General features: G+C 59.5%; 19 protein-coding genes. 15 read left to right on the top strand and 4 right to left on the bottom strand.

The genetic code is table 11. The features are described from left to right. Positions 1 to 256: 256 nt before the first annotated feature. The 12 genes from flhD (at position 257) to MKD38_RS18755 (ending at position 10,568) form a co-directional block, all read left to right on the top strand. On the top strand, positions 257 to 574 hold the full coding sequence (gene flhD, locus MKD38_RS18700; protein WP_010812713.1) for a flagellar transcriptional regulator FlhD: 318 nt from the start codon (positions 257 to 259) through the stop codon (positions 572 to 574). Further along, the gene (flhC, locus tag MKD38_RS18705; protein ID WP_018004719.1) at positions 571 to 1,176 is read left to right on the top strand and encodes a flagellar transcriptional regulator FlhC; all 606 of its coding nucleotides are present in this window, start codon (positions 571 to 573) and stop codon (positions 1,174 to 1,176) included. Before flhD ends, flhC begins: the two co-directional genes overlap by 4 nt. Positions 1,177 to 1,295: 119 nt before the next feature. Continuing rightward, positions 1,296 to 2,159 (top strand): flagellar motor stator protein MotA, encoded by an 864-nt coding sequence (motA, locus tag MKD38_RS18710; protein WP_252678881.1) that lies wholly within the window; start codon positions 1,296 to 1,298, stop codon positions 2,157 to 2,159. A 34-nt stretch (positions 2,160 to 2,193) separates the two neighbouring features. Further along, entirely contained in the window at positions 2,194 to 3,171 is a 978-nt protein-coding gene (gene motB / locus MKD38_RS18715; RefSeq protein ID WP_111521527.1) for a flagellar motor protein MotB, read from the top strand. 55 nt (positions 3,172 to 3,226) lie between these two features. Beyond that, positions 3,227 to 5,239 (top strand): chemotaxis protein CheA, encoded by a 2,013-nt coding sequence (gene cheA, locus MKD38_RS18720; protein WP_252678882.1) that lies wholly within the window; start codon positions 3,227 to 3,229, stop codon positions 5,237 to 5,239. Between the two features lie 24 nt (positions 5,240 to 5,263). After that, positions 5,264 to 5,758, top strand: a complete 495-nt coding sequence (locus tag MKD38_RS18725; protein WP_252678884.1) for a chemotaxis protein CheW — start codon at positions 5,264 to 5,266, stop codon at positions 5,756 to 5,758. A 25-nt stretch (positions 5,759 to 5,783) separates the two neighbouring features. Further along, on the top strand, positions 5,784 to 6,698 hold the full coding sequence (locus tag MKD38_RS18730; RefSeq protein WP_252678886.1) for a CheR family methyltransferase: 915 nt from the start codon (positions 5,784 to 5,786) through the stop codon (positions 6,696 to 6,698). After that, on the top strand, positions 6,698 to 7,348 hold the full coding sequence (gene cheD, locus MKD38_RS18735) for a chemoreceptor glutamine deamidase CheD (protein WP_062802333.1): 651 nt from the start codon (positions 6,698 to 6,700) through the stop codon (positions 7,346 to 7,348). The genes MKD38_RS18730 and cheD overlap by 1 nt, the downstream gene beginning before the upstream one ends. A gap of 22 nt (positions 7,349 to 7,370) precedes the next feature. Then, a complete protein-coding gene (locus MKD38_RS18740; protein WP_252678888.1) occupies positions 7,371 to 8,453 on the top strand; it encodes a protein-glutamate methylesterase/protein-glutamine glutaminase in 1,083 nt (360 codons plus the stop codon). Between the two features lie 69 nt (positions 8,454 to 8,522). Beyond that, positions 8,523 to 8,909: a chemotaxis response regulator CheY gene (gene cheY, locus MKD38_RS18745; protein ID WP_018004712.1), complete on the top strand. Its 387-nt coding sequence runs from the start codon at positions 8,523 to 8,525 to the stop codon at positions 8,907 to 8,909. Between the two features lie 18 nt (positions 8,910 to 8,927). Then, positions 8,928 to 9,563: a protein phosphatase CheZ gene (cheZ, locus tag MKD38_RS18750; protein ID WP_012355109.1), complete on the top strand. Its 636-nt coding sequence runs from the start codon at positions 8,928 to 8,930 to the stop codon at positions 9,561 to 9,563. A 714-nt stretch (positions 9,564 to 10,277) separates the two neighbouring features. Beyond that, positions 10,278 to 10,568 (top strand): hypothetical protein, encoded by a 291-nt coding sequence (locus MKD38_RS18755; RefSeq protein WP_252678890.1) that lies wholly within the window; start codon positions 10,278 to 10,280, stop codon positions 10,566 to 10,568. A 139-nt stretch (positions 10,569 to 10,707) separates the two neighbouring features. Here MKD38_RS18755 and MKD38_RS18760 read toward each other — a convergent pair whose 3' ends face one another. The 3 genes from MKD38_RS18760 to MKD38_RS18770 all read right to left on the bottom strand — a co-directional run bounded on the left by MKD38_RS18760 (position 10,708) and on the right by MKD38_RS18770 (position 13,401). Further along, the gene (locus tag MKD38_RS18760; RefSeq protein ID WP_252678892.1) at positions 10,708 to 11,223 is read right to left on the bottom strand and encodes a hypothetical protein; all 516 of its coding nucleotides are present in this window, start codon (positions 11,221 to 11,223) and stop codon (positions 10,708 to 10,710) included. A 303-nt stretch (positions 11,224 to 11,526) separates the two neighbouring features. Beyond that, entirely contained in the window at positions 11,527 to 12,012 is a 486-nt protein-coding gene (locus tag MKD38_RS18765; protein WP_252678894.1) for a hypothetical protein, read from the bottom strand. 438 nt (positions 12,013 to 12,450) lie between these two features. After that, the gene (locus tag MKD38_RS18770) at positions 12,451 to 13,401 is read right to left on the bottom strand and encodes a DUF2971 domain-containing protein (RefSeq protein WP_252678896.1); all 951 of its coding nucleotides are present in this window, start codon (positions 13,399 to 13,401) and stop codon (positions 12,451 to 12,453) included. A gap of 769 nt (positions 13,402 to 14,170) precedes the next feature. On the opposite strand from MKD38_RS18770, the gene MKD38_RS18775 reads away from it, so the two are divergent. The 3 genes from MKD38_RS18775 to MKD38_RS18785 are packed head-to-tail and all read left to right on the top strand — an operon-like array spanning position 14,171 to position 17,119. Next, entirely contained in the window at positions 14,171 to 14,731 is a 561-nt protein-coding gene (locus MKD38_RS18775; protein ID WP_252678898.1) for an ABC-three component system protein, read from the top strand. Further along, complete coding sequence (locus MKD38_RS18780) at positions 14,725 to 15,225, top strand: ABC-three component system middle component 5 (protein ID WP_252678900.1); 501 nt, start codon at positions 14,725 to 14,727, stop codon at positions 15,223 to 15,225. Before MKD38_RS18775 ends, MKD38_RS18780 begins: the two co-directional genes overlap by 7 nt. Beyond that, entirely contained in the window at positions 15,212 to 17,119 is a 1,908-nt protein-coding gene (locus MKD38_RS18785) for an AAA family ATPase (protein WP_252678902.1), read from the top strand. Before MKD38_RS18780 ends, MKD38_RS18785 begins: the two co-directional genes overlap by 14 nt. A gap of 460 nt (positions 17,120 to 17,579) precedes the next feature. Here MKD38_RS18785 and MKD38_RS18790 read toward each other — a convergent pair whose 3' ends face one another. Beyond that, positions 17,580 to 19,160 (bottom strand): isocitrate lyase, encoded by a 1,581-nt coding sequence (locus tag MKD38_RS18790; protein WP_252678903.1) that lies wholly within the window; start codon positions 19,158 to 19,160, stop codon positions 17,580 to 17,582. Positions 19,161 to 19,458: the final 298 nt, after the last annotated feature.

Genomic DNA, 19,458 nt, shown 5'->3' on the forward strand with positions numbered 1-19,458 from the left:
TTTCATGCGACATTTGGTTCCCCCCCGCGTAAGTAGGGATTGGCATTGCGGGGCGATTGCCGATATAAACGTAACGGTCTTGCTTACACTCTGTAACACTTGTAACGGAGTTGATTACAGTTGGACTTGGGCGTAGTTCCTTAGTCGTACGTTGTACCCGCCCAGCCGCAAACAAACGATCTGGTCGCCGGGCCCGCCAGGGCAACGGTAAGCGCCGGACAAGCGGCCACGGTGGGTTTTTGGTAGCGGGGATAAATTGGAAAGCAGTGAAGTTCTCCAGGAGATCAGGGAGGTTAACCTCGCCTATCTGCTGCTCGCGCAACGCCTTGTGCGCGAAAACCAGGTCGAAGCCATGTTCAGGCTCGGGGTCAGCAAGGAAATCGCCGATATCCTTGCCAAGCTGACCTCAGCGCAACTCGTCAAGCTGGCGGCATCCAACATGGTGCTGTGCAGGTTCCGCTTCGACGACCATGCGCTTCTGTCCACTCTCACCCACACGGCCAAGAGCCATGACATGCAGCAGATCCACGCCGCGATCCTGCTCGCACGTCAGCCTGTGGAGTCGCTCAATTGACCGCGCTCCTGCAGGCCGAGCCAAACCGGAGTTACACGGCCACCTCCGTTCCCAGCCGCAAGAGCGTGCTCCAGGACGCCAACCAGACCCAGCTCGCGATCGAGCTGATCGGCCTGGGCGCGCGCCTGCAGGTGCTTGAAGCCGAGACCACGCTGTCGCGTGACCGGCTGATCCGCCTGTACAAGGAGCTGCGCGGTGTCTCGCCCCCCAAGGGCATGCTGCCGTTCTCGACGGACTGGTTCACCACCTGGCTGCCGAATATCCATTCGTCTCTGTTCTTCTCCGCCTACCAGTTCATGGTGCAGGAAGGCGAGACCGTGGGCATTCGCGCAGTGGTGGCTGCCTACCGCCTGTACCTCGAGCATGTTTCGCTGCTCGGCGGTGAAATTGTCTTAAGTTTCACGCGGGCCTGGACGTTAGTACGGTTCTTCGAGAGCAACATGCTGCAGCTGTCCCGGTGCACGTGTTGCGGCGGACAGTTTGTCACGCACGCGTATGAGCCGCACGCGAACTTCGTGTGCAGCCTGTGCCGTCCGCCGTCGCGCGCAGGGAAAGTGAAGAAGCTCTCGAAAGACGCCGCCGCCGTGCAGACCAACGCCTGATCCTGGTCAAGGTCCGCCGGCTGGCAAGCTTGCTGCGCTGGCGGACGGATTCTCTCCGTGCGCCCGTGCATCGGGCCAATGAGCGTGGCTGACGCGCGTTTTTAGACGGGGATCCGATCGTGCTAGTAGTTCTTGGCTATGTCGTCGTGGTGGCGTCGGTGCTTGGCGGTTATGCCATGACCGGCGGCCATATGGGCGCGCTGTATCAACCTGCGGAAGTGGTGATCATCGCGGGCGCCGCCATCGGCGCCTTCATCGCCACCAATACCGGCAAGGCCATCAAGGCCACCGCGCGCGCGCTGCCGGGCCTGTTCAAGAGTTCCAAGTACAAGAAAGAGCTGTACCTGGACGTCATGTCGCTGCTGTACGTGCTGCTGTCCAAGGCACGGCGCGAGGGCATCCTGTTCCTGGAAAAGGAAATCGCCGATCCCGCTGCCAGCAGCGTGTTCAGCCAGTACCCGCGCATCCTGTCGGATCCGGTGGTGATGGAATTCCTCACCGACTACCTGCGCATGATGGTCAACGGCAACATGAACGCGTTCGAGATCGAAGCCCTGATGGACCACGAGATCGAGACCTTCCGCCATGAAGCCGAGATCCCCGCCCATGCGCTGTCGCGCGTCGGCGATGGCCTGCCCGCGTTCGGCATCGTCGCCGCGGTGATGGGCGTGGTGCACGCGCTGGGTTCGGCCGACCTGCCGCCGGCCGAACTGGGCGCGCTGATCGCGCACGCCATGGTCGGCACCTTCCTCGGCATCCTGCTGGCCTACGGCTTTATCTCGCCGCTGGCCGCGCGCATCGAGCTGCAGGTGTCCGAGAACGTCAAGGTCTACGAGTGCATCAAGGTGGTGCTGCTGGCCTCCCTGAACGGCTACGCGCCGCTGGTGGCGGTGGAATTCGGCCGCAAGGTGCTGTACTCCACGGTGCGTCCGTCGTTCCTGGAGCTCGACGACCACGTGCGTGAAGTGAAGAGCCTGAACTAAGGCAGCCGGCAACGCACGCAGCAAGGGGCACCACATGAGCAGCGCACACGATATGCGTCCGATCATCGTCCGCCGGGCGAAGTCGCACGCCAGGCCGCACGGCAACCACAGCTGGAAGATTGCCTACGCCGACTTCATGACGGCGATGATGGCGCTGTTCCTGGTGCTGTGGCTGCTGTCCAGCGCCAACAAGAAGACGCTGGAAGGCATTGCCGAATACTTCCGCATGCCGCTCAAGGTCGCCATCGTCGGCGGCGAGAAGAGCAGCCAGTCGCCCAGCGTGATTCCCGGCGGCGGCATGGACGTGATGCGCAAGGACGGCGAGATCATGCGCGCGCACGACAACGACCCCAGCGACGAACAGCGCCGCAACGAACAGCAGGAAGCGCAGCGCCTGCGCGCGCTCAAGCAGCGCCTGGAACAGATCATCGAGAACAATCCGGTGCTGCGCCAGTTCCGCCCGCAGCTGCTGCTGGACATCACCAGCGAAGGCCTGCGCATCCAGATCCTGGACACGCAGAACCGCCCCATGTTCCGCACCGGCAGCGCCATGGTCGAAAGCTATATGCGCACCATCCTGCGCGAGATTGGCCCGGTGCTGAACGAGCTGCCCAACAAGGTCAGCCTGTCCGGCCATACCGACGCCGCCAACTATTCCAACGGCGAGCGCACCTACAGCAACTGGGAGTTGTCCGGCGACCGCGCCAACGCCTCGCGCCGCGAACTGATTGCGGGCGGCATGCAGGAGGGCAAGGTGCTGCGCGTGCTGGGCCTGGCCGCGACCATGCCGCTGGACAAGCAAGACCTGCTCGCGCCGATCAACCGCCGCATCAGCATCGTGGTGCTGAACCAGAAGGCGCAGGCGCGCTTCGAGGCCGAGAACGCCAGCGCCGCCGAGGTCACGGTGGCGGCGCAGGCCGGCAAGGCCGCGCAGGAGATGCAGGCGGGGCTGGCGGCGGCGTCGGCCCCTGCTGCGGCATCAGCCGCGCCGGCATCGGGCAGCAAACCATGACGCAGGGCCACTGCCGCAGCGTGCCCCGCGCCGTAACCAAGTGACTCAGGACGCCATGTCTGTCGATATCGATATCACTCAGTTTTACCAGACCTTCTTCGAGGAAGCGGAAGAGCTGCTCGTTGAAATGGAGCAGCTGCTGCTCGGCCTGGACATCGAGGCGCCCGATGCCGAGCACCTGAACGCGATCTTCCGCGCCGCGCATTCGATCAAGGGCGGCGCCGCCACCTTCGGCTTCGCCGCGCTGACCGAGACCACCCATATCTTCGAGAACCTGCTGGACCGCACGCGCCGGCAGGAACTGGCGTTGACCAGGACCATCATCGACACCTTTCTGGAAACCAAGGACGTGTTGCAAGACCAGCTCAACGCCTACCGCAACGGCACCGAACCCGATCCGGAAACGCTGGCGCGCATCTGCGCCGTGCTGCAGCAGCTGGCGCAGGAAGCCGGCGGCCATGAACCCGCCCCGGCTCCCGCCGCGGCGCCCGCACCTGTCGCGGCCGCAGCGCCAGCAGCCGCACCCGCCGGCGGCGGCCTGAAGATCCGCCTGATCAAGGTCTCGGCCTCCGACCAGGCGCTGCTGCGCGAAGAACTCGCCAACCTGGGCGAGATCACCGGCCAGCAGGAAACCAATGGCGAACTGGTGGTGTGGCTCAACACCCAATGCAGCGCCGACGACATCATCGCGGTGTGCTGCTTCGTGATCGACATGGACCAGATCGTGATCGAGGCGGCCGATGCGCCGGTGGCGGCGCCGGCTCAGGCCGAAGCTGCTGCTCCGGCGCCAGCGCCAGTGGTTGCCGCGCCCGTGCCGGTCCCGGCTGCGCCCGCCGCGCGTGAAAAAGCCAAGGCCGCACCGGCGCCCGCGCCTTCGCACGGCGAAGGCTCGATCCGCGTGCCCACCGAGAAGGTCGACCAGATCATCAACCTGGTGGGCGAGCTGGTGATCACGCAGTCGATGCTGGCGCAGACCGCCTCGTCGCTGGACCCGGTGCTGTTCGACCGCCTGTTCTCCGGCATGGGCCAGCTCGAGCGCAACGCGCGCGACCTGCAGGAAGCGGTGATGTCGATCCGCATGATGCCGATGGACTATGTGTTCTCGCGCTTCCCCCGGCTGGTGCGCGACCTGGCCAGCAAGCTCGGCAAGCAGATCGACCTGGTCACGTTCGGCAAGGCCACCGAGCTCGACAAGAGCCTGATCGAACGCATCATCGATCCGCTGACGCACCTGGTGCGCAACAGCCTGGACCACGGCATCGAAACCCCCGACAAGCGCGTGGCCGCTGGCAAGGACCCGACTGGCCAGCTGATCCTGTCCGCGCAGCACCATGGCGGCAATATCGTCATCGAAGTCAGCGACGACGGCGGCGGCCTGAACCGCGAGCGCATCCTGGCCAAGGCCATCCAGAACGGCCTGCCGGTGTCCGAGACCATCACCGATGAAGAAGTCTGGCAGCTGATCTTCGCGCCGGGCTTCTCCACCGCCGAGGTCATCACCGATGTGTCTGGCCGCGGCGTCGGCATGGACGTGGTCAAGCGCAACATCCAGGAGATGGGCGGGCACGTGCAGATCAGCTCGCGCCCGGGCCTGGGCACCACCATCCGCATCGTGCTGCCGCTGACGCTGGCGATCCTGGACGGCATGTCGGTCAAGGTGGGCGAGGAAACCTTCATCCTGCCGCTGAACTGCGTGATGGAGTCGCTGCAGCCCAAGGCCGAGGACGTGCATACCGCCGCCAACTCGGACCGCGTCATGCACGTGCGCGGCGAATACCTGCCGCTGCTGGAAATGCACCGCGTGTTCAACGTCGCCGACGCGCTGCAGGAACCGACGCAGGGCATCGCCGTGATCCTGCAGGCCGAAGGCAAGCGCTTCGCGCTGCTGGTGGACCAGCTGATCGGCCAGCACCAGGTGGTGCTGAAGAACCTGGAAACCAACTACCGCAAGGTGCCGTGCATTTCGGCGGCGACCATCCTTGGCGACGGCAGCGTGGCGCTGATCGTCGATGTCGGCGCGCTGCAGCGCACCGGCGTGCGCCGGCAGGAACCGGCGCTGCAGCAGTAATCGATCACAGGAGAACAAGAGATCATGGCCGGCATCGGACACATCGATACCCCCGGAAGCGACGCTTCGGGCCAGGAGTTCCTGGTCTTCACGCTGGGGTCGGAGGAATACGGCATCGACATCCTCAAGGTGCAGGAGATCCGCAGCTACGAGACCGTCACGCGCATCTCCAGCGCGCCCGACTTCATCAAGGGCGTGACCAACCTGCGCGGCGTGATCGTGCCCATCGTCGACCTGCGCCTGAAGTTCCGCCTCGGCAACGTGCGCTACGACCACCAGACCGTGGTCATCATCCTCAACGTGGCCGGCCGCGTGGTCGGCATCGTGGTCGATGGCGTGTCGGACGTTCTGACGCTGACCGGCGACGCGATCAAGCCCGCGCCGGAGTTCGGCGTGTCGATCTCGACCGAGCACCTGACCGGCCTGGGCACCATCGACGGACGCATGCTGGTGCTGATCGACATCGAGAAGCTGATGACCAGCCCCGAGATGGCGCTGGTCGAAGCCGATTACGCCTGACCCCGCATTACCGAAGCAACCGCCCATGACGCCGTTCCGCAACGCCGCCCCCGCGCACACCGGCCTGGTCGCCGCGCCGGCCGCCCTGCTGCGGCGCGACGACGCGCGCGACTTCCTGCTGACCGAGCGCGACTTCGAGCAGATCCGCACGCTGATCCACCGGCGCGCCGGCATCTCGCTGGGCAGCCACAAGCGCGAGATGGTCTACAGCCGGCTCGCGCGCCGGCTGCGCACGCTGCAGCTGACCGACTTTGCCTCGTACCTGGCACTGCTGGAAGCGGACGACCGCTCGCCGGAGTGGGAGTTCTTCACCAACGCCCTGACCACCAACCTGACCTCGTTCTTCCGCGAGGCGCACCACTTCCCGCTGCTGGCGGAGCATGCCAAGCAGATTGGCCGGCCGTACAGCGTCTGGTGCTCGGCCGCATCCACCGGCGAAGAACCGTACTCGATCGCCATCACCCTGGCCGAGGCACTGGGCGATCGCGCCGGCACCGTGCTGGCCACCGACATCGACACCCAGGTACTGGCCAAGGCCCGCAGCGGCGTCTATTCGGCCGAGCAGGTGGCGCGGCTGTCGCCGGAACGGCTCAAGCGCTTCTTCCTGAAGGGCACCGGCCCGCGCACCGGATCGGTCAAGGTCAAGCCGGAACTGGCCGCCACCATCGCGTTCGAGCCGCTGAACCTGCTCGCGCCCGACTGGGGCATTCGCGAGCAGTTCGATGCCATCTTCTGCCGCAACGTGATGATCTACTTCGACAAGCCGACCCAGGGCCGCATCCTGGAGCGCTTCGTGCCGCTGCTCAAGCCGCACGGGCTGCTGTTCGCCGGCCATTCGGAGAACTTCTCCTACGTCACGCGCGCGTTCCAGCTGCGCGGGCAGACCGTCTATGAACTGGCACCGGGCGCGCTGTCCGCGGCCGGTCGGGGCAGGCCGTAATGCGCACGCCCCACCTGCCCGAGGCGCTGGCCACGCGCACCTACTTCGACCGCGAGTTCGGCAAGCAGGCCATCAAGCTGCTGCCCAACGAGTACTACGTGACCCGCGACGACGTGGTGCTGACCACCGTGCTGGGCTCTTGCGTGGCCGCCTGCATCCGCGACGAGGTCGCCGGCGTCGGCGGCATGAACCACTTCATGCTGCCGGACGACGACGGCAGCGCCGACCGCATGCTGTCGGCATCGATGCGCTACGGCAGCTACGCGCTGGAAGTGCTGATCAACGAACTGCTCAAGATGGGCGCGCGCCGCGAGCGGTTGGAGGCCAAGGTCTTCGGCGGCGGCGCGGTGCTGGCCAACATGACCACGCTGAATATCGGCGACCGCAACGCAGACTTCGTGCTGCGCTATCTGAAAGCGGAAGAGGTGCGCGTGGCGGCGCAGGACCTGCGCGGCCCGCATGCGCGCCGCGTCAGCTATTTCCCGATCGGCGGGCTGGCGCTGGTGCGCCGCCTGACGCGGCAGGACGACCAGGTTTCGGTGGCGCGCGACGAACGCGCGCTGGCGCGGGCCATTGCCACCTCGGCGCGCGAACCGTCGCGCTCGCCGGAACTGTTTGCGCGGCAGACGTACTCGCGCCAGCTTCCCTGAACCCCTACAAGCACGACCAATCATGACTGCCGCCAAGATCAAGGTGCTGTGCGTGGATGACTCCGCGCTGATCCGCAGCCTGATGACGGAGATCATCAACAGCCAGCCCGACATGGAAGTGGTCGGCACCGCGCCCGACCCGCTGGTCGCGCGCGACCTGATCAAGCGCCTGAACCCCGACGTGCTGACGCTCGACGTCGAAATGCCGCGCATGGACGGCCTCGACTTTCTGGAGCGGCTGATGCGGCTGCGGCCGATGCCGGTGCTGATGGTGTCGTCGCTGACCGAGCGCGGCTCCGAAATCACCATGCGCGCGCTGGAGCTGGGCGCGGTGGACTTCGTCACCAAGCCCAAGCTGGGCATCCGCGACGGGCTGCTCGAATACACCGACACCATTGCCGACAAGCTGCGCGCCGCATCGCGCGCGCGGGTACGTGCAGCCGCGCAACCGGCCACGCCCTCCGCCAGCGGACCCGCACCGGTGCCGATGCTGCGCAGCCCGCTGCTGTCGACCGAAAAGCTGATCATCCTGGGCGCCTCCACCGGCGGCACCGAGGCCATCAAGGAATTCCTGATGCCGCTGCCGCCCGACAGCCCCGCAGTGATGATCGTGCAGCATATGCCGGCCGGCTTCACGCGCTCGTTCGCGCAGCGGCTGGACGGCCTGTGCCGCATCACCGTGAAGGAAGCCGAGCACGGCGAGCGCGTGCTGCCGGGCCATGCCTATATCGCGCCCGGCGACTCGCACCTGCTGCTGGCGCGCAGCGGCGCCAACTACGTCGCGCACCTGTCGCAGGAGGCGCCGGTCAACCGCCATCGCCCGTCCGTGGACGTGCTGTTCGATTCGGCCGCGCAGCACGGCGGCAAGAACGTGATCGGCGTGATCCTGACCGGCATGGGCCGCGACGGCGCGCGCGGCATGCTGCGCATGCGCGACGCCGGCGCCTACAACCTGGCGCAGGACGAGCAAACCTGCATCGTGTTTGGCATGCCGAAGGAGGCGATCGCCGCCGGCGGCGTGCATGAAGTCGTGCCCTTGCCGGCGATGACCCAGCGCGTCATGGCGCGCCTGGCCACCTACGGCACGCGCGCGCAACGGGTCTAAGCGAGCCGGCAAGCCGAAACAACAAAGCCGGACCCACCAGCCATCACTGCATTTACTGGAGTCTTTAAAGTGGACAAGAACATCAAGATCCTGGTCGTGGACGATTTCCCGACCATGCGCCGGATCATCCGCAACCTGCTCAAGGAGCTGGGTTTCGTCAACGTCGAGGAAGCCGAGGACGGCGCCGCCGGCCTGGAAAAAGCCAAGGACGGCAGCTTCCAGTTCGTGATCTCGGACTGGAACATGCCCAACATGGACGGCCTGTCGATGCTGCAGGCCATCCGCGCCGACGCCAACATCGGCAAGATCCCGGTGCTGATGGTCACCGCCGAGGCCAAGAAGGAAAACATCATCGCCGCGGCCCAGGCCGGCGCCAACGGCTACGTGGTCAAGCCGTTCACGGCCGCCACGCTGGACGAGAAGATCACCAAGATCTTCGAAAAGCTCGGCGGCTGAGGCGGAGGCGCGTTTGTCATGACCCCCACCCTGAGCAACGATTCCGCCGAACAACTGATCCTGCGCATCGGCAACCTGACGCGCATGCTGCGCGACAACATGCGCGAGCTCGGCCTGGACAAGGAAATCGAGCGCGCCGCGCAAGCCATCCCCGACGCGCGCGACCGCCTGAACTACATCGCCGCGATGACCGAGCAGGCCGCCGAACGCACGCTCAACGCGGTCGAACTGGCGCAGCCGATCCAGTCTGACATCGAACAGCAGGCCGAAACGCTGGACAAGCGCTGGGCCGCCTGGTTTGAAAAGCCGGTGGAACTGGCCGACGCCCGCTCGCTGGTACTGGACACCCGCGCCTTCCTGTCCGAGGTGCCCGGCCAGGCCCGCGCCACCAACAGCCACCTGCTCGACATCATGATGGCGCAGGACTTCCAGGACCTGACCGGCCAGGTCATCAAGAAGATGATGGACATGATCCGCGCGCTGGAGCAGGAACTGCTGCAGGTGCTGATCGACAACGTGCCGTCAGAGCGGCGGGTGGAAGTGCAGGCGCCGTCGACGCTGATGAATGGGCCGCAGGTGAATCCGGAAGGGAAGCCGGATGTGGTGTCGGACCAGGCGCAGGTGGATGATTTGTTGGCTAGTTTGGGGTTTTGAGGTTTGAATAGCCTGTGGCATTTCGCGGTGCCGCGTGTTTTTCTCCCCTCTCCCGCTTGCGGGAGAGGGGCGGGGGAGAGGGCCGGGGCTAGCAATAGCGAAAGCCTTCACTTCGTCGATGCTCCGGCCCTCACCCCAACCCTCTCCCGCAAGCGGGAGAGGGAGCACCCAATCGGCATTTGAAAAGCCTGCGGCATCTCGCGGTGCCGCGTGTCTTCTCCCCTCTCCCGCCTGCGGGAGAGGGGCCGGGGGTGAGGGCCAGCGTATCCACGAAGTCAACCACTGAACTGCGCGCCCCCTTCATCCCGGCAATCCGGCGATGAACGCTTTTTAAGAGTTTGCCCATACTCGCGCTTGCTGCCTCTCTTCATACTGGGTTCGTCGCTGCGTCGTGGCGATCGGGTTTAGCAGCCTGAGTGAGATTTTCAGCCGACCGCCTTCTGGCGGTATCCTTACATCCGCCGTGTTCTCGCACGCCTCTTCCATGGGCGGGCCATGGCGGGGGAGCCCTCGGGCTCGCCGGCTCCTTCTCACCGGTCTGCTAACCCTGCCTTGCGCCCGCCCACCCCGATTAGCAGCGGGGTAGCGGGACTGAACCTGTATGAGGAGGTAGTTCCATGTATCAGTCTTTGCTCGCCCATTCGGGGCGATTGGTTATCCCCCGCGCCTTCACGCTGCATCAGCGCCCGCAGACCTCGCATGCGGAGGTGCGTCATGTATAGCCATAGTCATCACGGTATTACGGCGGAACACAATGGTGTCGATATGCTCGTCACCGCCCACAGCCCGGGGGAGAATCCGTTGAGTCTTGCGGTGCAGCGGGCGGCGCAGCTTCATGGGCTATTGCTTATGGCTAGTGAGCACGGGGCTGTAAGTTTGGAGGCGGTGGATTTGGAACAAGGGGTCTGGGAGAGCTTGCTTTCCCTAGCCGCCACGCTGGCGCATGAGACGCAGGTGTTGAGTGAGTTGGCTGTGGTGGAGGGGCAGGGGTTGGAGGTTGCCTGACGCTACGCGAGGCGCGCAGTCGTGAAGTTGGCTGCCGCCTCGTCTTGGAAGCGCTGGTTCACCTTGGAAGCGGCGCTGAAGGTCGCAAAAAGACCCTAAGCGGCCGTGGACTGCGCGGAAAGCGGACGTTTGACATCGGTTAGCCTTCACTGCCCCACTTCCTGGAAAGAACTCCGCCCTCATATTTTCCGGAGATCGCCTGAAACGCCTCTTCCTCCTCTTTTGCGGGCTCCATTTCACCCTGAACCTTCCACGAGTAGAGGAGGCCCATGAACAACGTTCGAATCTCCTCCGAATCCGCAAGCAGTTCATTCAGTTGTCGATCTATCACTAGAAGGCCTTCCCCCGTTTTTAGGGTCCAGCCGTCTGGCTTCGAAATGTCGTGGATAAAGACGTTACGCCTCAGCAGGAAACGCCTAAGAAGTTCGTCGACTTGACCGTGCAAATTCGCGCGCTTCCGAAGCTCCGTCAAGAACGCGCCCAATGGACGATCCATGTCTTTCGAAGCGAGACGCTCAGTTAGCGATATGAAGAGATCGCTTTCGCGAGGTACAGCAATTTGCATCACGCGCTTTATTACTCGCTCAGTTGACTGCACGTTGAGCAAAACGTAGCCGATCTTTGCAAGGACCTTTGTAACGAGCTTGGCGTTCATAGTGATGCCTAACGCTAGAGTTGACCGCTATGCGGTGGCATTGTGCCGCGAGGTATACTCCGCCCGCGCGAGACGCGACATGAGGGCACCGCTTATCCATGTCGAACGTGTTAGATCGCATTCTCATCACGCCTCCCCTTGCGGATTTCCTACGTTGATGTTGTTCCCGGTGGGTGAGTTATTAAACTTGATATGAAGATCGCCAACTTCTGATGAGGCGCCACACCGCCTAACGTTCGACATGGGTGGGAGCTTCTGGCTTGTCATAAGCTAACCGCTGAATGTAGAGGTTACGCGTTGCCTTCAGCATTTGGACCAATTCCAAGTATCTTGGCCTACGGCCGACGTTCGGCTTGAGTGCCCGAGGTAAAGGCCTTCCATGACTTCACCACTGACGATGCGAAGTTCAAATACTCCGAAATAGGCGCTCTTATCTCTGACGTCGTACCACTCACCCATCAAATAGTTGTTCTTGATCTTTCCAAAGAGCCGGTACTGACGCCCCTTTGCGGCGAACTCAGCGTAGCAATACCTACCAAATTGCTTAATGATGGTGTGGCCGTGGCGATCCGTTTCGCCCTGAAAGTTTGGGCTGCCAGCGGAACCCCATGTCTGTTCCCACATGCCAGAAAGGTCGTGTGGTTGATCCCGAAAAATACCTCGCACTGGGATCCAAGAAAACCAATTCACTAGGTAGTGCGAGATGCTAAAGTCAAGAATTGTTTTGATAATCAGAACTGCAGCAGGCGCGGCGAGGCCGGTTGCGATAACGTTGAGATCGAGGTTCATTCTTTTGTGCGAAGGCGCGGTTTTTTGTGGCGCCTACTTGTTATGAATAGGAAAAAACCAGATTAACATGGCTTGCGGTAGTTTGATAAAAGGCTCACAAACTCAGGGCGGGCTGCGCGAGTGATAGGTTTCAGCTCTTTCACTGTCCAAGACAACAAATTTAACAGGATCGGCAAACCACGCGGGGCTTAGGAAGTGCCAATGTTGCTTAACTTCCAATATATAAACTCGAGCCGTGCCAAACTCTTTCGACCGAGGGAGGGCTGGCAGTGATCGTCGCTCCCTACGCCTACCATTCGTGCCTCTCCAGTTCCGTTTCGACTTCATCTCCAAGCGCCACGTCGCAGAGGAACAACGGAGTGGAGGAAACAACAAAACGATGGAGACAATCTCTGCGCGCCATAGCAGTGTGCAACCACGTTTTGGGTCGTTTGTCCACTAGACCTTCGTTGGTGTCATCGCAAAAGTCGACCGAGCATGTTTCATCTTAAACAGCGGTATAAAATTTTTTTGGCAGATTGTGGTCAACAATGATTGGTTCTCTTTCGATATATGCGATCCGAGATAGACCGCGGTTGGTTTTGGCATTCTCCACGTTTGTTCGTTCTCTAAAGTGCCATTGGCGAAAATCAATCTCCATTCCCTCTCATAGGCCCAGTCAACGGATTTGATCAGTGCGGCAAGATTCAAGTAGAGGTTGTTGAAGCCTGGCATGTCGACGCGACTAATGTTTTCCGTTGCCTCAAATGGCGTATCCTTGTAGATCACCGGATACATGAAGCGCGAGGTAAATTCAGCCGGATTTACGGCAGAAATGTCATATTCAATGCAAAATCCAGTGTGGTATTTTGCGTAGTGCGCCCACATCAACGTAGAATCATTTCGCTCGGAGAAAGAGCACACCTTAAAGCCACCCTTCATGGCTTCTGCTGTGCGATCGAGATTCTTCTGCATAACACTGTCAAACGCTGCGAGTACAGATTTCTTTGCATCATTAATCACCGCCGTGTTCGGCTCAGCGCTAAACACTACATCTAACAGCACCTCATAGGGCGAGTGTGACGAATCTGCGATTCTCCTTTCAAACTCTTCGATTATTGCGCTCGGCAACTTATTTCGAAGTGGCTGGGGGAGTGTCCTAATTAGGCAATCCGTTAGCGACATATGATCTACGAAATGACTGCAATCATATGGATCGTTGAATGTTCGAGGGTCTGCGAGCCAAATGGTGTTGCTTTTTAAGTTGTTAATAGAATGTTCGTTCACCTCTCGATATTTGTACAGATTTTTCGGAAGGTTCTGAAGTTTTAGGAGAAATGCGGCTTCTATTCTCATCTGATTGGCGTCCAGTGGGAATAGCCATTTAACAAAGTTTTCTTTCCAGTTCATATTTATCTTTTTTGTTATGTTTGCTGCCATTGGCGAGCCTAAACGAGATATTCTCCCTTCGTCTTGAGGTTAAATACTCCTTAGAGTGTGTAACGGTAATCGCTATATCGGTTCGAATTTGTCGTAAACTCATCCCTCGGAAGAAGGGAGGGTCTAGTGGTAGTCAGTTCGGTGGGGCTTAAACGATGGGCTACAAGGTTCTCGAGCTGCTTGCGAGAGAGGAAAGCGAACCCACCGACTGCATTGGTGGCAACAACGCTTTGGTCATCCAATGCTTCAACCGGAATGGCCGCAGCTGATATCTGATCCTCCTGACTTCTCAGAAGCTGGCCGGGCTCCGATCACCATCCCTTGGGTACGAAGTTCTCGTCCAGCCCCTCCGGTCTCCGGATCGACCCGAGCGGCACAGGCGATTAAATCTTAGTGGTGGCACGCAGACAGCACAGATCTGATAGAGGCTACCACCAAATGGTGGGGTAAGCCCTAGGTTATCAACCACATAAGCAACGGTTCCGATATGATGTCACATTTGGATACACTTGTATGAGTGGGTCGCTGGGATAGGAGAATCAATGGATTGGGGCCAAGTCGGAAAATGGTTGACTGGGATAATCGCAGCAGCGCTTGCCGGTGGAATCGTCTTCAAAATCGTTGTTAACCGTCGCACATCGCATCGATCATCGACTCGTATAGTCTCACAGAAAAATAATACTGCGGGAGGTGACATCGTTGCTGGTGATAGTGTAAAAAAGCACAATAAATAGAGCAGATGTTTACTTCTCAGTCGGGGAACACCGCTGGGGGCGACGTTGTTGGTGGCAACCAGAATAAAACGGTCAATAATTTTTACGTCCCACCATCGCCGCTTACGCGGTTGTATGAGCGTTTCAGAATTTCCAGCGAAGAGCAGCCATACGTCGCTCAAATTTCAGAGCAGTTGAAACACTATTGCTCCCTGGATACTGACGGCGATATTCGCCAGCTTGATGAAAAGCTGACGGCTGCAAAACGCGAAGACCTAATCAAGAAGGCTGAGCGACTAAAGCAGTCCGCCACAATGCTCATCATGAGATGGCAAACGTCTGGTGTCGCGCAGGATATTCTCACGTTCATCCTCGGGCACATTTATTCGGCGTTTCTTTTGCATGTTACTCCTGCCATTGAGGCTGAAGCTACAAGGCAGGAAGTTGATGCGCTGATTAACGAAAAGGTCATCAGGCCTACAGCAGAAATGCTGGGGGACAATGATTTGATGTTGACATCTGCAGACCTTCTTGCGCTTCTGTTTTATTTAGGTGGAAACTGTCATGTGAGGTGGGACAAATGCTGATCTACCATCCCGCCTATGATGCATATCACTGTGTGTTTCGTGCGCTACTGATCACCGACTCCGTGCGGGTTTTGGAGGTGGCGAAGTTGCGGATTCTGGATTTCTTCTTGTGCTTCCCCGCAGAGTTGAGACGGATCAGGCTTCCAAAAGAACATTCGCATGCACGCAATATGGCCCAGGGTCTCAGGAACCAATATCATGGCCCAGTCAGCATGAAGCAAACGTTTCGTGATATGGAACATATTCAGCTAGCCGCGTTTCGCACACTCGCGGCATCGAGATTGGTCGACACGGCCGAGTTGTCATCAGGCCTGGTGAGACGAACATCCACAGCCATGCCGCAAGACGTGGCTCAGCGGCTCGCGGAGGCAATGGCGAACAATGAACAGGTTGTTTCATATCTAACGAAGAAACTGGCAGAAGTGCCGCTACTCGGAATCGATGGTTTGAAGCATCGCACTGGCCTTATGGAACATCGCTATGACATTGCTTAAACCTACGATTGCACTACGCCGCCTGTCCGTGTTTAAGGACAATCGCGTTATCTTCGACGCTCCTTTTCACTATGGTGTCAACATTATTCGTGGACACAATAGTTCGGGTAAGACCACAGTTCTCGATTTCATCGCATACACGCTTGGTGCTGAGAATATTCCTTGGAAACAGGAGGCGCTGCTGTGTGATTGGTCTGTGGCGGAGATCCTACTGAATGGAAAGCCCGTTACTCTTCGACGGTTCGTCGACGAGCGACCATTGAATCCACTCTACATTTTTTGGGGGGAGTACGATTCAGCCATGCGAGCAGGACCCGCCGAATGGGAGGTGTTTGGCTTTCGTCGTAGTGAATCGAAGCTGAGCTTTACTCAAGCCCTGTTGACAGCTCTCGATTTACCCGAAGCACAGGGCGACGGGGCCTCCAACCTCACCATGCATCAGTTGCTGCGGGTTCTTTATGCAGATCAGCCATCGCTGCATAGCCCAATTTTCAGAACTGACGCCTTCGACAGTGCGCTAACTAGGGAAACCGTTGGTGGCTATTTGAGCGGCGTGTTCGACGACAAACTTTATACGGCGCAGCTCGAAAAACGTTCACAGGAGAAGGATTTGCAGCGGCTGGATGCTGAGTTAAAGAGCATCTATACCGTTTTAGCGAAGTCTCATCAGAATGCGAACTTTGAGATCATCGGGCAAGAGATCATGAATCTGGAGCGCGAGAAAGAGCGAGCAGTGGTCGAGCTCACCAGACTTCGTCACGAACGTACGGTAAGTAAGGATGAGAAGAAGGCGAACAGCGATGCCGCCTTGCGGGGACAACTTGACGCCGCCAAGAAAACAGTGTTCGAGGCTCAAGATCAAGTCACCCGGAACGAAGTTGACATAGCCGACTCAGCAAAGTTTGTTGAGGAGCTTCAGCTTCGTCTACGTGCCTTAGACGAATCCACGACAACAAGGAATTATTTTGGAAGCTTGGCATTTGCGTTCTGTCCGTGCTGCCTAGCAGAGGTCAAGCAAAGGGAAGGCGAAAGAAATGCATGCGCCCTTTGTAAAACGGACATCGAATCGTCTGCCGCGGATTCTCAAGTACTGCGAATGAAAAATGAGCTGCGTATCCAACTAAACGAGTCGCGGTCGCTGATCGCCGAGAAGGAGGAGGAGCTGACCCAGCTTAAAGTGAAGCTGCCGATGTTGAGGCAGGAGCTTAAAGAGCTTGAGCGCAAATATGAACGCACAGCTCAAACATGGTCGTCCGAAATTGAGCTGGCGATGGAGGCGATAGCGCGCAAGATTGGCGCGATGGAGCAGGAGATTAAAGGATTGTATGAAAGCCAGAGACTCGCTGAAACGATTCGCCTTCTGCAGCAGCAGCGCGATTCGGTAAAAGATCGTATTACCGAACTCGAAACGAGAATTGAATCGTTGCTGTACACGCAAGAAGGCAGAAAAATTCAGGTGCAGTCGGAAGTTGCGACTACCTTAGGCCGCTTGCTGCGCGAGGATTTAGTTCGTCAACGGGAATTCCAACGAGCTGAGAATGTTCAGTTCAGCTTCACTGACAACAGTGTCTCAGTAGAGGGTGCGACGCAGTTTTCCGAAAGTTCTACGGTAGTCCTTCGCCATTTATTTCATCTAGCTTTGCTCAGTGCCTCGACTAGAATTCCGGCGATGCGGCTGCCGAGATTCCTCATGCTCGATGGGATCGAAGATGGCGGGATGGAATTGGAGCGCTCCTATCGGTTGCAAGAGATCATCGTGACAGAATGCAGCAAGTTCACATGTGACTATCAACTGATTTTTGCCACCTCGCAGATCGCCCCTCAGTTAGAAGACGACAAATTCGTGGTCGCACGTCAGTTCTCGAAAGACAGCAGATCTCTCGCGATTCATTAGTGTAGCCAACGAGAGGCGGACTTTGGTCTGCCTTAAGGACACAGCAAAAATTGAACAAGCTCGGTAGACGCCTGTTTGAGAAAATCGACTGTTCCGACCATCGCATCTGCTGTGATGGTCCATCAATCCAACCTAGGTTCCATCCTTAGACTTTGCCCGTATCGGTCGAGACATAGGCGCCGTGCTTCAACGGCGCCCAGAGCAAACAAATTCGAGAGCGATGGCAAACTCGTCGTATTTGACTGCAGCCATATCATGCTCCCAGGGATTGCGAGTTGAACGATCCCAGAAGAAATATGCGGCGACGGCCGGCATTGGTCTTGTCATAACGTCAACGCATCACATTAGCTCTTACCGCGGTCCGACAGCGTGAAAGAAGGGTATCGCGAGCAATCGCGATCCATAAAAGCAAAACGCCAGCCCATCCGGACTGGCGTTCTCCTTGAGGCAACTACCAGAATCAGAACTGATTCATGGTGTTGTCCTTACCCGCCGCCTTCAGCGCCGCTTCGCCGCTGAAATACTCCTTGTGGTCGTCGCCGATATCCGAGCCCGACATATTCTGGTGCTTCACACAGGCGATGCCCTGACGAATTTCCTTCCGCTGCACCCCAGCCACATAACCCAGCATCCCCTGGTCACCAAAGTATTCCTTAGCCAGGTTGTCCGTCGACAGCGCAGCAGTGTGGTACGTCGGCAGCGTAATCAGGTGATGGAAGATCCCAGCTTCACGCGAAGCATCAGCCTGGAACGTACGAATCTTCTCGTCGGCCAGCTTGGCCAGTTCGCTATCGTCGTATTCCACGCTCATCAGCTGGGCGCGGTCGTAGGCGGAAACGTCCTTGCCCTCGGCCTTCATCGCGTCATACGCTTGCTGGCGGAAGTTCAGGGTCCAGTTGAACGACGGGCTGTTGTTGTACACCAGCTTGGCATTCGGGATGACCTTGCGGATCTCGCTGACCATGCCGCCGATCTGCGCGATATGCGGCTTTTCGGTTTCGATCCACAGCAGGTCGGCGCCGTTTTGCAGCGCGGTCACGCAATCCAGCACGCAGCGTGCTTCGCCCGTGCCGGCGCGGAACTGGAACAGGTTGCTGGGCAGGCGCTTGGGACGCAGCAGCTTGCCGTCGCGCTTGATGATGACGTCGCCATTGCCCAGCTGGTCGGCCGACAGTTCTTCGCAATCCAGGAACGAGTTGTACTGGTCGCCCAGGTCGCCCGGCTGGCGGGTCACGGCGATCTGCTTGGTCAGGCCGGCGCCCAGCGAGTCGGTGCGGGCGACGATGATGCCGTCGTCGACGCCCAGTTCCAGGAAGGCGTAGCGGATGGCGCGGATCTTGGCCAGGAAGTCTTCGTGCGGCACGGTGACCTTGCCGTCCTGGTGGCCGCATTGCTTCTCGTCGGAGACCTGGTTTTCGATCTGGATGCAGCAGGCGCCGGCTTCGATGAATTGCTTGGCCAGCAGGTAGGTCGCTTCGGCGTTGCCGAAACCGGCGTCGATGTCGGCGATGATAGGCACCACGTGGGTGACGTGGTTGTCGATCTTCTGCTGGATCGCGGCCTTTTCGGCGCCGGTGGCGGCGTCGAGCTGGCGGAACAGGCCGCCCAGTTCACGGGCGTCGGCCTGGCGCAGGAAGGTGTACAGCTCGCGGATCAGCGCGCTGACCGAGGTCTTCTCGTGCATCGACTGGTCCGGCAGCGGGCCGAACTCGGAGCGCAGCGCGGCGACCATCCAGCCGGACAGGTACAGGTAGCGGCGCTCGGTGCTGTTGAAGTGCTTCTTGATGGAAATCATCTTCTGCTGGCCGATAAAGCCGTGCCAGCAGCCCAGCGACTGGGTGTACTTGGACGGGTCCGCGTCATAGGCGGCCATGTCGGCGCGCATGATCTTGGCGGTGTACTTGGCGATGTCCAGGCCCGTCTTGAACTTGTTCTGCGCGCGCATGCGGGCAGCGTACTCGGGGTTGATGGCATTCCAGGCGCTGCCCTGGGTTTCTTTCAAAGCAGCCACTGCCTTGATGTCGTCTTGATACTGGGCCATGTCAGTTTCCTAAGATAAGGCGCGTTTGAGAAAAATCGTTTGGCGTGCCGACCGTGGGTCGAAGCAAACAGCGTGAACTCATTGTAGGGGGATCCGGCTCCGTTGCGGCTATGTCTTATATAAGACATAAGACTTTGTTTTTCCTTTGTTTTCAATGAGATAAGTGTGCTTTTTCACAATACGGAACGTTTTTTCGCAAAACGAAAGCGGGCGCGGCGCAGCGCAACATCAAAATCCCACGATGTGAAACGCGCTTTCAGTGAGCGGGCAAAGGCGGGTTCAGCGCACCGCAAGCCGG

It is taken from the genome of Cupriavidus sp. WGlv3 (assembly GCF_023952475.1).
Lineage (GTDB): Bacteria > Pseudomonadota > Gammaproteobacteria > Burkholderiales > Burkholderiaceae > Cupriavidus > Cupriavidus phytorum.